This window comes from Lentzea californiensis (assembly GCF_024648825.1).
Taxonomy (GTDB): Bacteria; Actinomycetota; Actinomycetes; order Mycobacteriales; family Pseudonocardiaceae; genus Lentzea; species Lentzea californiensis.
The window spans coordinates 313,756-327,175 of the sequence record NZ_JANBBE010000006.1; the positions used below are offsets into that span (position 1 = coordinate 313,756).

Below are 13,420 nucleotides of genomic sequence, written 5' to 3' on the forward strand. Positions count from 1 at the left end.
GGATGTCACACCCGTTACGACCGCGGGGAAGGCGGTGGATGCACCTGCCCGGCATTTTCTCGTTCTCCGGGCACCGCCGGGAAAATCTCCCGCCAGGTGCATCCGCGGAGGCGGCGCCGGTCGTACCCCTCGTGAACTGTTCCGCAAGACGAACGAGGAGTGCTTTCGATGCGCAACCGCATGATCGCCGCCGCAGTCGCCTTCGGCATCGCCCTCGCCGGTGGTGCGGCGGTGGCGTCACCCGCCACCGCCGCTCCTGGCTCCGCGGCGACCTCGAACAGCAAGGCGTGGGGCACCTTCCTCAAGGGGCGCACCGACCTGACGCTCGACCCGGCCGCCGCGGCGGCGCTGATCTCGCTGGCCGTCAAGGTGAAACCCGTCTTCGCGGGCAAGACGGGATCGGCGATCAGCTTCGCCATCGTCGGCGACCCGTCCGACGGCACGATCGAGCACGTCGGCGGGCTCGTGCTGCAAGCGGGGCACACCCGCCTGTACCTGACCAACTACACGATCGACCTCAACCGCGGCGTGCTGTCCGGGCTGGTGAACTTCCGGCAGCGCGCCGACCTGTTCACCATCGGCGCCGCCACGCCGCAGGGCGTCACGCTCGCGCTGACGCCCGGTGCCGCGTCCGTGCTGAACAGCACGTTCGGCGTCACGGCGTTCACTCCGGGACTCGTCATCGGGTACGGCAACCCGGTTCTGCGCTGAGGTCTGACCGGGTCCGTCCGCGGCGTCGCGGGCGGACCCGTCCCGGCCGTTGAGCGAACCCCGTCCGCTGCCCCTAGATTCGGTCAGGTGGTGCGATCTTGCCCGCGGTGGTCACCGTGATGACCGGCGCCAGCGACACCGTCGACGAGACGACCAAGTCGTTCGCCGCCGGTGACGAAGGCGCGCTGCGCGCGGTCTACGAGCGCTACGCCCCCGCCGTGCTGCGGGTGGCGGCGGCGAGCCTGCCGTCGCGTGCGGACGCCGAGGACGTGGTGCAGACGACGTTCGTGACGGCGTGGCGCAGCAGGGAGAGCTTCGACCCCGCCAAGGGCAGTCTGCTCGTCTGGCTGCTCACCATCGCCCGCCGCCGGGCGATCGACCTGCTGCGCTCGCACACCCGCGACGAGCACGTCGTCAAGGTGCTGCACAGCACCGGCGGCGGCTCACCGTCCGGCGAACCCGTGCGGCCGGAGCGGATCGTCGACCGGATGGTGGTGCTGGAGGCCCTGGACGAGCTGCCACCCCAGCAACGGCAGGTGCTGCTCCTGGCCTTCTACGATGATCTCACCCACGAGCAGATCGCCGCGGCCACGGGCCTGCCCCTGGGCACGGTGAAGAGCCATCTGCGGCGCGGGATGACCAGGCTCAGGCAACGTTGGGAGGTGGACGGTGGCGCACGCTGACCCCGGCCTGCTCACGTTGCTGGCCCTGGGCGAGACGGTGCCGGACGAGTCCGTCGAGGACCACCTGCGCACCTGCGCGACGTGCCGCTCCGAACTGGCGGCGCTGCGCGAGGTCGCCGGTATCGGCCGTGAGACCCGCGTCGAGCGCGACCTGCCCATGCCGTCCGAGGACGTCTGGAGCCGCATCGCCGCCGAGACCGGGCAGGACACCTCGTCCGTCGTCCCGCTCCGGCCCCGGCCTCGCCGCTGGCGTGCGCTCGTCGCCGTCGCCGCCGCGGCGGCCGTCATCGGCGCGGCGGGCGCGGTCGCGGTCGACCGGATCACGACCGCTCCGGTGGCCACCGAGCAGGTGCTGGCCCAGGTGGACCTGGCCCGGCTCGCGACGGCTCCCGGCTCCGCTCGCGGCAGCGCACGGGTCGTACGCACCAACGGCCGCACCGTGCTGCGCGTCTCCGTCGACGGCATGCCCGCACCGGAAGGGCTGTACCAGGTCTGGCTGTTCGACGGCGCGGCCACGATGATCCCGCTGGGCGTGCTCACGAACGGACAGGCCGACATGCCGGTACCGGACACCGTCGACCTGAACACCTACCGCGTGGTCGACGTGTCCGCACAACGGTGGGGCCAGCAGGAGCACGGGACCAGCATGCTCCAGGGACAGCTGAGCTGAGCGGGCCGATCGACGACGGGCGTTAGCCGCGGGGAAGCGCGGGTAACCGGAGGCGTCAGAAGCCGAGTTGGAGGAGAACGATGAGCGACACGACCACGGTCGACCGGCTGCGCACCGTACTGGCCGACGTGACCTACCCGGCGGACAAGGGGCAGCTGGTCGACCACGCGTCCCGCAACAACGCCGACGAGGACACCGTGCACGCGTTGCACGCCGTTCCGGATCGCCTGTACGACTCGCTCGACGACGTGCTCGGCGTGATCGCCGTCGACCAGGACCGCGAAGCCTGAACATGAAGGATCGCAAGGCGGTGCGCATCCCCGCACCCGCGGGACGTCCACGGTTCGGTGACGACGTGCCGGTCGTGGCCGTGGTGGGCGGCGGCATCGCGGGACTCGCGGCGTCCACGCTGCTCGCGGAACGCGGCGCGCGGGTCGTGCTGTACGAACGCGAGTCCTATTTGGGCGGACGGGTCGGCGGGTGGCGCACGCGGCTGGCGGACGGCAGCGACGTCACGATGACCCGCGGGTTCCACGCGTTCTTCCGGCAGTACTACAACCTGCGCGCGTTGCTGAGGCGGGTCGACCCGGACGGCCGCGCGCTGACCCCGATGGCCGACTACCCGTTGTGGCACGCGCGGGGCGACCGCGACTCCTTCGCCGGCATGCCGACGACGGCACCGTGGAACGTGCTGGCGTTCCTGCGGCGCAGCCCGACGTTCCGCTGGCGCGACCTGCCGGACATGAACCCCGAGGCGGCCCTGAAACTGCTGGACGTCTCCGTCCCGGGCGTCTACGAGGAGCTCGACGGCATCGACGCCGCCGAGTACCTGGAACGCGTGCGGTTCCCGGAGGCCGCGCACGCACTCGCGTTCGAAGTGTTCTCCCGCAGCTTCTTCGCGCATCCGCGGGACATGTCGGCCGCCGAGCTCGCGGTGATGTTCCACATCTACTTCCTCGGTTCGAACGAGGGCCTGCTCTTCGACGTCGCCGCCGACCCGTTCCCGCACGGCCTGTGGGACCCGCTCGGCCACCGCCTCACCGACCTGGGCGCCGACGTGCGCACGGGTGTGGACGTGGAGTCGGTGCAACGGGGCGGGGCAAGGCGTTTCACCGTCACCACCGGAGACGGTGTGGTCGGCGCCGACGCCGTGGTGCTCGCCGCCGACGTGAAAGGACTGCACTCGATCGTGCGGTCCTCACCGGACCTGGGCGATGAGGACTGGCGTGACCGGGTGGCCGCGTTGCGGACCGCACCGCCGTTCCTGGTGTCGCGGTACTGGCTGGACCGGCCGGTCGACCGGCCCGGTTTCATCGGCACGAGCGGGTACGACCTGCTCGACAACGTGAGCGTGCTCGACCACTACGAGCATGAAGCGAGGGCGTGGGCAGCGCGCACCGGCGGCTCGGTGGTGGAGCTGCACGGCTATGCGATTCCGTCCGATGTGGACGAACGCGAGGCCCGGCTGCGGCTCTGGGAGCAGCTGACCCAGGTCTACCCCGAGACCAAGGGCGCCACCGTCATCGACGAACGGCACGAGTGGCGGTCCGACTGCCCGTTGTTCCCCGCGGGCGGCTACGAGCACAGGCCGCGCGTCAGCACGCCGGACGACTTCCTCGTGCTGGCGGGAGATCTCGTGCGCATCGACCTGCCGGTGGCGTTGATGGAACGCGCGGCCACGACCGGGTTCGCCGCCGCCAACCAGCTGCTCGGCCGCTGGGGTGTGACCGGGACCGACCTCTGGACGGTTCCGGTCGAAGGCCGTGTCCCGCTCCTGCGTGCGGCCGCGCGCCGGCGGAGGTCTGCGTGAACGTCGGCGTGGAACGTGGTGCTTCGAGTGTCGCGGTGCACAGGTCCGCCGGTGCTTTGCGCGCTGTGGCGTGGATCTGCGGTGCGCTCGTCGTGCTGGCCCAGATCATCTATTCCATGACCGAGCCGGAGGCCAGGCTCTTCACGACGGTGGCGTCGGTGATCGCGTTCGCGGTGGCGTCGGTGTGCGACGCCCTGGCCCGCTTCGGGCCGCGCGCGGCGGGTCTGCTGGTGGCGATCGCCGGAGGTGGCGGCCTGCTGGCCGAGACCATCGGTGTGCACACGGGCTTTCCGTTCGGGGACTACCGCTACACCGGAACGCTCGGACTCGACATCGCCGGTGTGCCGGTGGTCGTGGCGTTGGCGTGGGTGATGATGTGCTGGCCCGCGTTGCTCGTCGGCCGGGCGCTCGCAACCCGGTTGCGGGTGGACCGTCCGGCGTGGCTGGTCGTCGTGATCGGCGCGTGGGCCTTGGCGTCGTGGGACGTCTTCCTGGATCCGCAGATGGTCGACGCCGGGCACTGGGTGTGGGCCGATCCCAGCCCGGCACTGCCCGGTGTGGACGGTGTCCCCCTGACGAACTACGCCGGCTGGCTGCTGGTCGCGGTGCTGATGATCACCGCCCTGCACTGGAGTGTGGGCGGTCCGCGCGTCGCCAGGGAGCTCGACCTGCGGGCGGGACCGGCTCCCGTGCTGTACCTGTGGACCTACGGTTCCTCGGTGTGGGCGCACGCGGCGTTCTTCGACCGGGCCTCGGTGTCCCTGGTCGCCGGTCTGCTCATGGGAGTGGTGGCGGTGCCGTTCGCGTGGACGTTGTGGCGGGCACATCGGTGAGGAGATTTCTTGACGCGGCGGTGCGTTCTGCCGCCGCCGGCTCTGTCGTGGCCGCAGCGCACGCTCTGGTGAACGCGCGGCTGATGCGGGTGCCGGACGCTGATCCGCCGCGGTGCCGCGAGAAGGTGTCGGTGCTGGTGCCGGCCCGCGACGAGGCGCACCGGATCGCGCCGACCATCAGGTCGCTGCAAGCTCAGCGCGGTGTGCCCGAGCTGGAGATCATCGTGCTCGACGACGGCTCGGCCGACGGCACCGCCGACGAGGTGCGCCGGGCGGCGGGCGACGACCCGCGACTGCGGGTGGTCACCGGCGACGCGCCACCGGCCGGGTTGCCCGGCAAACCCCACGCCTGTGCGCGGCTGGCCGAGCTGGCGGAGGGTCACGTGCTGGTGTTCGTCGACGCGGACGTCGTGCTCGCACCCCATGCGGTCGCCGCGGCTGTCGCGCTGTTGCGAGAGAACGACCTCGACGTGGTGTCGCCGTTCCCCCGCCAGCTCGCCGACGGTGCCGGGGCGCGGCTGGTCCAGCCGCTGCTGCAGTGGTCGTGGCTGGTGTTCCTGCCGTTGCGACTGGCCGAACGCTCCCCCAGGCCGTCGTTGTCCGCGGCGAACGGGCAGTTCCTCGTGGTGGACACCGCCGCCTACCACCGCAGCGGGGGCTTCGCGGGGATCGCCACCGCGGTGCTCGACGACATCGCATTGATGCGGGCGGTCAAGCGCAGTGGCGGCCGCGGTGTGGTCGTCGACGGCAGCACGGTGGCGGCCTGCCGGATGTACGAGGACTGGGCGGAGGTCCGGGACGGGTACGAGAAGTCGCTGTGGTCCGCCACCGGCAGCCCGGTGGTGGCGGCGGCACTGTCGGTCGTGCTCGCGTGGCTGTACGTCCTGCCGCCGATCGCCGCGCTCACGGGATCGCGCGCCGGTGCCGTCGGATATGCGGCGGGTGTGCTCACCAGGGTCGTGACGGCGCGGCACACCGGTGGACGGGTGTGGCCCGACGCGCTCGCCCACCCCGTGTCGGTGGGCGTCCTGCTGACCCTGATCGCACGGTCGTGGCGAGCCCGGCGGGCGGGGCGGCTGCACTGGAAGGGCCGATCGTTGCGGGAGAGCAGCTGACATGGCACGGGTAGCGGTGATCGGCGCGGGCATGGGCGGGCTGGCCGCGGCCGCGCGGCTGGCGCGGTCCGGGCACGAGGTGACCGTGTACGAGCAGGCCTCCGGCCACGGCGGCAAGCTCGGGACCCTGCGGCGCGACGGGTTCACCTTCGACACCGGACCTTCGCTGCTGACACTTCCCCACGTCTACCGCGACCTCTTCGCGGCCACCGGCGCACCGCTCGACGACCTGGTCGAGATCGTGCCGGTGGAACCCACCTGCCGTTACCGCTTCCCGGACGGTTCCGAGCTCGACATGCCCCACGCCGAGGAGCACGTGGACGCCGCGCTGACCGACGCGTTCGGGCCCGAGGCGGCACGGCAGTGGCGGGCGGTGCTCACCGACGCGGAACGGTTGTGGGACCTCGTCGGCGAACCGGTGCTGCAGAACCCGCTGAACGGCGTGCGCGATCTGCTGCGCCGGTCGGCGAGCATCCGCGACCTGATGGCGATCGCACCGTGGCGCACGCTGCGCGGGGTGGGCGAGCGGCGGCTGACCGATCCGCGGTTGCGCATGCTCCTCGACCGCTACGCCACCTACAGCGGCTCCGACCCGCGCCGCACGCCCGCGTTGATGACGGTCATCCCGTTCATCGAGCAGCGGTTCGGCGGCTGGTACGTGCGCGGCGGGCTGCGCGGGCTCGGCGACGCCCTGTACGGCCGCTGCGTCGACCTCGGCGTGAGCTTCCGCTTCAGCGAGACGGTCACCACCGTGGAGTCCGGCGGCAGCGGGGTCACCGGCGTGCGCCTGCGGGACGGGGAACGGCGGCCCGCCGACGTCGTGGTGTCCGATGTGGACGCGGAACACCTGTATGGCGACCTGCTCGCCGACCGGCGTTCCCATCGTCCACACCGGATGCTGAGCAAGACCCAGCCGTCGCTGTCGGGGTTCGTGCTGTTGCTCGCGCTGCGGGGGAGGTCCCCGGATCCCGTCCACCACCGCGTGCTGTTCCCCGCCGACTACGACGACGAGTTCGACTCCCTCTTCGGCCGCCACCCGCGCCCCGTACCGGATCCGGCGGTCTACGTGTGCGCACCGGACGACCCGGCCGTCGCGCCCGAAGGGGACGAGGCGTGGTTCGTGCTGGTCAACGCGCCGCGACACGGAGACGTCGACTGGACCGCACCAGGTCTCGCCGACTCCTACGCCGACAGGGTTCTGCGGGTGATGGCCGACCGCGGGCTGGACGTGCGGCACCGGGTGCGCTGGCGCGTGATCCGCACACCGGCCGACTGGGCGCGGGACACGGGAGCCGTCGGCGGGTCGATCTACGGCTCGTCGTCCAACGGACCGCGGGCGGCGCTGCTCCGGCCCGCCAACCGCGCTCCCGTTCCCGGTCTGTTCCTCGTCGGCGGCTCGGCGCACCCCGGCGGCGGGCTGCCGCTGGTGGCGATGTCAGCGCGGATCGTCGCCCGCATGATCGGTCCGGCCTGACGCGAACGGTCCCGTCCACGGCCGGTCCGCGAGCTCGCGGCGGATGCCGGCCGCGAGCTGGCCGAACCCGGCGACGGCGCACGCCGCCCACACCAGGGCCGACACGACGGCCCAGCTCCACCCGGTGCCCGGGGTGCCGCCCGGCGCCAGACCCGTTCCCGCACAGGCGATCGCGACCACGATCACCCTGATCGGGCGTTCCGCCACCGTGATCGCGCCCGCCGAGGCCATGCCGACGGCCTGCGCCTTGGCCCGCGCGTACTCGTGCAGCAGCACCGCCACCCCGATGGCGGCGCACAGCCAGGCCTCGACCCCGAGCACCAGCAGGACGAGCAGCAGCAACAGATCGGCCAGCCGGTCGGCGACCGCGTCCACCACGGCTCCCAGCGGCCGCGCCCGGCCGGTGCGCAGGGCGACCGCGCCGTCCAGTCCGTCGAGGACTCCGGTCGCCACCACCAGCAGCAGCGCCAGCAAGGCCCACCGCCCACCCGCGGCGGCCGTGACGACCGCACCTCCCGCGGCCACCACACCGGCCAGGGACAACACGTCGGGGTGAACGCGGTCCAGCGGACGGGCCAGCGCGTGCACGAACCGCAGCCAGCCGACGACGAGCCTGTTCGCGGACACGTCCTCGCCGTGCAGCCGGGACCAGCCGTCGACTGGGTTCACCTGGTCACCGGTCACGCCACCACGGTAAGCCGATGGATGACTTCACGCAGGTTTGGGTACGTCCCCGATCATGCACGTACTCCGCGCCGTGGCAGCGGCCACGTCGAGCGCGCTGCGCGGCCGGGACCTCCTGCTGTGGGCGGCCGGGCTGACGTTCTTCTCCGCGCTCGGCCTGGTGCCGCTGCTGCTGCTCGCACTGCGCGGGGTGGCGTTGCTCTTCGGCCCGGAACTCGTGGTCGACGGCGCGCGGACGGTCGGCGGGTCGCTGCCGGAGGCGCACGACGCCACCGGCGCGCTGGTCCAGTTGGCCGAGACCGCGACGAACGCCTCGTGGCTGTTGCTCGCCGCCTCGCTGTTCCCCGCGTCGCTCTACGGCGAAGGACTCCGCCGCAGCCTCGTCCAGGCGGCCGGCGAACGGCCGACGAAGTGGACCGGCTGGGCCGGGCGGATCGCGTTCCTCCCCGTGCTCCTCCTGGCACCCCTGCTCGTCGCGCTGCCGCTGGCGTTCGCCTCGGTGGTAGGCCCGCTCTACGAGGCCGGAGGCTGGTCTCGGGTGCTGGGAGTCGTGCTGTCGTTCCACCTCGACATGGTCCCGATCTGCGTGACCGTCGGCCTGGTGTTCGCGTTCGTCGGGCCGGTCGTGCTGCCGGTCAGGACGATCCTCGCGGCCGGGGTCGGCGTGGGAGCGGTGCTCACGGGCTTCCTGCACGGGTTCGTGCTGTTCCTCGCGATCCCCGTCGACTGGGCGATTCCCTACGGCGGCCTGGCCGTCCCCGGCGCGGTGGCGGCGCTCGGGCTGTGGTTGTTCTTGTTGCACGCCCTGCTGTTGTTCGGTTACCGGACCACGCTCAGCACGCACGACGTGCTCCGTCAGAGGTAGCGCGAATGGATCTTCCCGGCGTGCGCGACGGTGTCGCGGCGCACACTCCCCGCCGCTCGTCATGCAGCCCGCGCCGGGTGTCCGCACCCTTGACTGATCGGCATGTCGCGGTGTGGCGGAAGGAATGGTCGGTGGGGCGCTCTGACGACAGTGGACACGAGCAGGACCGCTCCGTGCTCACCGACGTGTTCACCGAGGATCCGGAGATCGGCCGCGACCTCGCCGCCGTGGACTGGGCCGCGACCCCGCTCGGCCCGCCGGAAGGCTGGCCGCAGAGCCTGCAGACCGCCGTCAGCGTCCTGCTGTCGTCCAGGTTCTCGATGTGGCTGGCGTGGGGACCGGAGCTGACCTTCTTCTGCAACAACGCCTATCGGCGCAACACGCTGGGCCGCAAGTACCCGTGGGCACTGGGCAGGCCGGCCCCCGAGGTGTGGGCGGAGATCTGGAAGGACGTCGAACCCAGGGTGGACAGCGTCCTCAGCACCGGGCGTGCGACCTGGGACGAGGCCCTGCTGCTGTTCCCGGAACGTTCGGGGTACCCGGAGGAGACCTACCACACCTTCTCCTACAGCCCGCTGCGCGACGAACGTGGTGCGGTGGCAGGGATGTTGTGCGTGGTCAGCGAGGAGACCGAGCGCGTGATCGGCGAGCGCCGGATGGCGACGCTGCGGGACCTCGGCTCGGACCCCACCGTCGCGCGCCAGGAGCGGGAGGTGCTGGCGTTCGACTGCACGCAGCTCGAACGCAACCGCCGGGACCTGCCGTTCACCCTGATCTACCTGGTCGAGCACGGCCGCGCCCGGCTGGCCGGGGCGACGGGGCTCGAGCCGGGTCATCCGGTCGCTCCGGCGTTCATCCCGCCCGCGGACTCAGCGGTGTGGCCGGTGGCGGCGGTGATGGGCGGCGAGCCCGTCGTGGTCGACCTCGGCGGGGAACGGTTCGCCGGTCTTCCCAGCGGCGACTGGACCAGGCCTCCCGCCCAGGCGCTGGTGGTGCCGCTGCAACGGCCGGGCGGCGCTCCGCACGGGTTCCTGGTCGCCGGCCTGAACAGGCACCGCCCGCTCGACGACGGCTACCGCGGGTTCGTCGACCTGGTCGCGGGCCACATCGCCTCGGGCATCGCGGGGGCCCACGACTTCCAGGCCCAGCAACGACGTGCCGAGGAGCTCGCCGAGCTCGACCGCGCCAAGACCGCGTTCTTCTCCAACATAAGCCACGAGTTCCGCACCCCGCTCACGCTCATCATGGGCCCGCTGCAGGACCTGCGCGACCGGCTGGGCCAGGCGGACCCGCAGGCGGGTCAGGAGCTGGAAGTCATCCACCGCAACGGTCTGCGGCTCGGCAAGCTGGTCAACACCCTGCTGGACTTCTCCCGGCTCGAAGCGGGCCGCATGCAGGCGCACTTCCAGCCCGTCGAGCTCGCGACGGTCACCGCGGAGCTGGCAGGCGTGTTCCGCTCGGCCGTGGAGAAGGCGGGGCTGGACTTCGAGATCGACTGCTCCCCGCTGGCCGAGCCGGTGCACGTCGACCTCGGCCTGTGGGAGAAGGTCGTGCTGAACCTGCTGAGCAACGCGCTCAAGTTCACCGTCGACGGCTCGGTCGGCATCGCCGTGCGGGCCGACGAGCGCAAGGCCGTCGTGACGGTCAGCGACACCGGGGTCGGTGTGCCGCGGCACGAGATCCCCAGGCTCTTCGAACGCTTCCACCGCATCGAGAACAGCTGGTCCCGGTCGAGGGAGGGCAGCGGTATCGGGCTCGCGCTGGTGCAGGAGCTCGTCCACCTGCACGGCGGCGCCATCCGGGCCGACAGCGCCGAGGGCGAGGGCACGCGCTTCACCGTCGAGCTGCCGTTCGGCACGGACCACCTGCCCGCCGAGGCGCTGTCACTGGAGGCCGTGCCGCCGACCGTGTCGGACATCGCCGCCCCCTACGTGCAGGAGGCGCTGCGGTGGCTGCCGGATCCAGGCCTCGCCCCCGAGGACCTGCTGCCCACCGCGGCCGCCGGTGTCGCACCGCAGGTGCCCGCCACCGTGCTGGTCGCCGACGACAACGCGGACATGCGGGAGTACCTCACCCGGCTGCTGGTCAGGGCGGGGTACGAGGTCCGTGGCGTCACCGACGGCCAGGCGGCGCTGGAGTCGGCCCGCACCCACCCGCCGGACCTCGTGGTCAGCGACGTGATGATGCCGCGCATGGACGGTCTCTCCCTGGTCACCGCCCTGCGCGCCGATCCGCGCACGATGGCCGTGCCGGTGCTGCTGCTGTCGGCCCGTGCCGGGCAGGAGGCGTCCGGTGAGGGACTGCGGGCCGGCGCGGACGACTACCTCGTCAAGCCCTTCGCCGCCGCGGACCTCCTGGCGCGGGTGCGGGCGAACGTCGACCTCTCCCGGCTGCGCGGCCGGCACGCCCGCTGGCGCGACGCGCTGATCGACTCCCTGCAGGAGGCGTTCTTCGTCTGCGACGACGACGGGACCGTCGTCGAGGTCAACGCCGCGTTCACCGACATCCTCGGTCACGGGCCGGACGGACTGCCCTACGCCGTCCCGCACCCGTGGTGGCCGGACGAGCGGACCGATCCCGAGGCGCACCGCCAGTTCGCCGCCGCGTTCGAGGCCAGGTCCGGGCGCGACCAGCGCAGCCACACCGTCCCGGTCACCCACCGCGACGGCAGGAGGCTGTGGGTCAGCGCCCTGATGAACCCCGCCCGCGACCCGGACAGCGGCCGCACGGTGACGGTCGGCACCTTCCGCGACGTCACCGCCGACCACCACGCCCGCAGGCGGGAGGCCGCGCTCGCGGAGCTCAGCGTGCGGTTGTCCCGCGCGACCAGCGCCTCCGAGGCGTTGTCCGGTGCCCTCGAGCACCTGGAGGGCCTGTGGCGGTCCGAGCAGGTGCTGGCCGCCGTCTTCGGCCGCCACGAGACGCCGTGGGTCACCACCGGCACCGAACGCATCGCCTGGGACGACCTGCCGGCCCGCAGGCGCTCGACGCTCAGCGCGCTGAAGGACCACAGCGCGCTGACCCCCGTCGCCCTGGAGGACGGCAGCACCGCCGTCACCGTCGAGCACCCCGACGGGCCGATGGTGCTGTGGCTGCGCCTGAGCCCGCACACCCACTTCACCGAGCAGGACGAGCTGCTGCTGTCGTTGCTGGCCGGTCATCTCACCCAGGGCCTGTCCCGGGCACGGCAGATCGACCAGCAGCGGGAGACGGCGCTGGCGCTGCAGCGGGCCATCCTCGGTCCGTCGCACCTGCCCGGCGGGTTCGCCGTGCGCTACGAACCGGCGGCGCGTCCGCTCGAGGTCGGCGGTGACTGGTACGACACGTTCCCGTTGCCCGACAAGCGGATCGGCATCGTCGTCGGGGACTGCGTCGGCCGCGGGCTCAGCGCCGCGGCGGTGATGGGCCAGCTGCGCAGCGCCTGCCGTGCGTTGATGCTGCAGGAGACCGGACCCGCACGCGCACTCATGGCACTGGACCACTTCGCCGCAGGCGTTCCCGGCGCCCTGTGCACCACGGTGTTCTGCGGCGTGCTCGACCCCGCCACCGGGCACCTCGTCTACTCGAGCGCCGGACACCCGCCCGCGATCCTGGCGCTCCCCGGCGGCACCACCCACCTCCTCGAAGGCGGCCGGTCCATCCCGCTCGCGGTCAAGCTGGGCGTGCGGCGCACAGAAGCCGAATGCCACCTGCCGCCGCGTTCCACGCTGCTCACCTACACCGACGGACTCGTCGAACGCCGTCGCAGCTCGCTCACCGAGGGCATCGACAAGGCCGCGCGCGCGGTGCTGGAGGGCCGTGCGAGCGGGCTGGAGGACCTCGCCGGGCAGGTCATGGCCGCCCTCGCCCCGGAGGGAGGCTACGACGACGACGTGGCCCTGCTGCTGTACCGGCATCCGGCACCGCTGGACATGACCTTCCCCGCGGAGCCCGGCGAGCTCGGCGACAGCCGGCACGCGTTGCGGACCTGGCTGGGGCAGTGCGGGCTTTCCGCGAAACGCGCCCAGAGCGTCCTGCTGGCCGTCGGGGAGGCGTGCACCAACGCCATCGAGCACGCCTACCGGGACACCGAGCGCGAGAACGTCCGGGTCCGGGTGGAGACGGCGGGAGGCGCCGGGTTGCTCGTGACCGTGGCCGACACCGGCACCTGGAAGACACCGGTCGCCGACCCCGCGGCGAAACGCGGCCGGGGCACCGCGATCATGCAGACGATGATGGACGAAGTCTCCATCCTCCCCGATCCATCCGGCACCACCGTGACAATGCAGGTGAGGATTCTCGATGACGACACCGCTGACCCTGACCAAGACCGTCGACCCTCAGGGCAGGTCCGCCATCAAAGCGGTGGGTGAGATCGACCTGAGCAACGCCGAGGCCTTCGCGGCCGTGTTCGCGGACACCACCGGACCGCTGGTCGTCGACCTCACCGAGGTGCACTACATCGACAGCGCCGGCATGAGCGTGCTGTTCACGCACGCCGAGCGGGCCGAGCTGATCGCGTCCTCGTTGCTCGCGCCGATCCTCGAGATGTCCGGGCTCACCTCGCTGACCACCGTCCGGACGGCGGAGGAGTGA

General features: G+C 72.2%; 12 protein-coding genes. 11 read left to right on the plus strand and 1 reads right to left on the minus strand.

What is annotated here, in order from left to right; translation table 11 throughout:
- Positions 1-168 precede the first annotated feature (168 nt).
- The 8 genes from LX88_RS23525 to LX88_RS23560 all read left to right on the plus strand — a co-directional run bounded on the left by LX88_RS23525 (position 169) and on the right by LX88_RS23560 (position 7,296).
- Positions 169-711, plus strand: a complete 543-nt coding sequence (locus tag LX88_RS23525) for a hypothetical protein (RefSeq protein WP_258949969.1) — start codon at positions 169-171, stop codon at positions 709-711.
- A 107-nt stretch (positions 712-818) separates the two neighbouring features.
- Entirely contained in the window at positions 819-1,394 is a 576-nt protein-coding gene (locus tag LX88_RS23530) for an RNA polymerase sigma factor (protein ID WP_258950161.1), read from the plus strand.
- Positions 1,381-2,064 carry an anti-sigma factor gene (locus tag LX88_RS23535; RefSeq protein ID WP_258949970.1) on the plus strand — a complete coding sequence of 228 codons (684 nt, stop codon included), beginning with the start codon at positions 1,381-1,383 and terminating at the stop codon, positions 2,062-2,064. Before LX88_RS23530 ends, LX88_RS23535 begins: the two co-directional genes overlap by 14 nt.
- 80 nt (positions 2,065-2,144) lie before the next feature.
- Positions 2,145-2,354: a DUF2795 domain-containing protein gene (locus tag LX88_RS23540; protein ID WP_258949971.1), complete on the plus strand. Its 210-nt coding sequence runs from the start codon at positions 2,145-2,147 to the stop codon at positions 2,352-2,354.
- 2 nt (positions 2,355-2,356) lie between these two features.
- Entirely contained in the window at positions 2,357-3,874 is a 1,518-nt protein-coding gene (locus LX88_RS23545; protein WP_258949972.1) for an FAD-dependent oxidoreductase, read from the plus strand.
- Complete coding sequence (locus tag LX88_RS23550; RefSeq protein WP_258949973.1) at positions 3,871-4,707, plus strand: carotenoid biosynthesis protein; 837 nt, start codon at positions 3,871-3,873, stop codon at positions 4,705-4,707. The genes LX88_RS23545 and LX88_RS23550 overlap by 4 nt, the downstream gene beginning before the upstream one ends.
- The gene (locus tag LX88_RS23555) at positions 4,704-5,822 is read left to right on the plus strand and encodes a glycosyltransferase family 2 protein (protein ID WP_258949974.1); all 1,119 of its coding nucleotides are present in this window, start codon (positions 4,704-4,706) and stop codon (positions 5,820-5,822) included. The genes LX88_RS23550 and LX88_RS23555 overlap by 4 nt, the downstream gene beginning before the upstream one ends.
- Position 5,823: 1 nt before the next feature.
- The gene (locus LX88_RS23560; RefSeq protein WP_258949975.1) at positions 5,824-7,296 is read left to right on the plus strand and encodes a phytoene desaturase family protein; all 1,473 of its coding nucleotides are present in this window, start codon (positions 5,824-5,826) and stop codon (positions 7,294-7,296) included.
- Here the strand turns inward: LX88_RS23560 and LX88_RS23565 are convergent.
- Positions 7,258-7,980 (minus strand): CDP-alcohol phosphatidyltransferase family protein, encoded by a 723-nt coding sequence (locus LX88_RS23565; protein WP_258949976.1) that lies wholly within the window; start codon positions 7,978-7,980, stop codon positions 7,258-7,260. The two genes, LX88_RS23560 and LX88_RS23565, sit on opposite strands and share 39 nt — an antisense overlap.
- Before the next feature lie 55 nt (positions 7,981-8,035).
- On the opposite strand from LX88_RS23565, the gene LX88_RS23570 reads away from it, so the two are divergent.
- The 3 genes from LX88_RS23570 (at position 8,036) to LX88_RS23580 (ending at position 13,420) form a co-directional block, all read left to right on the plus strand.
- On the plus strand, positions 8,036-8,845 hold the full coding sequence (locus LX88_RS23570) for a YhjD/YihY/BrkB family envelope integrity protein (protein ID WP_258949977.1): 810 nt from the start codon (positions 8,036-8,038) through the stop codon (positions 8,843-8,845).
- Positions 8,846-8,976: 131 nt separating this feature from the next.
- Positions 8,977-13,197, plus strand: coding sequence for a SpoIIE family protein phosphatase (locus LX88_RS23575; RefSeq protein WP_258949978.1), 4,221 nt, complete (start codon positions 8,977-8,979; stop codon positions 13,195-13,197).
- Positions 13,127-13,420 (plus strand): STAS domain-containing protein, encoded by a 294-nt coding sequence (locus tag LX88_RS23580; RefSeq protein WP_258949979.1) that lies wholly within the window; start codon positions 13,127-13,129, stop codon positions 13,418-13,420. Before LX88_RS23575 ends, LX88_RS23580 begins: the two co-directional genes overlap by 71 nt.

Bases quoted from the DNA above. Each gene is read 5' to 3' on its own strand.
- LX88_RS23525 (WP_258949969.1), top strand. From the start codon at position 169: ATGCGCAACCGCATGATCGCCGCCGCAGTCGCCTTCGGCATCGCCCTC.
- LX88_RS23540 (WP_258949971.1), top strand. From the start codon at position 2,145: ATGAGCGACACGACCACGGTCGACCGGCTGCGCACCGTACTGGCCGAC.
- LX88_RS23545 (WP_258949972.1), top strand. From the start codon at position 2,357: ATGAAGGATCGCAAGGCGGTGCGCATCCCCGCACCCGCGGGACGTCCA.
- LX88_RS23560 (WP_258949975.1), top strand. From the start codon at position 5,824: ATGGCACGGGTAGCGGTGATCGGCGCGGGCATGGGCGGGCTGGCCGCG.
- LX88_RS23570 (WP_258949977.1), top strand. From the start codon at position 8,036: ATGCACGTACTCCGCGCCGTGGCAGCGGCCACGTCGAGCGCGCTGCGC.
- LX88_RS23580 (WP_258949979.1), top strand. From the start codon at position 13,127: ATGACGACACCGCTGACCCTGACCAAGACCGTCGACCCTCAGGGCAGG.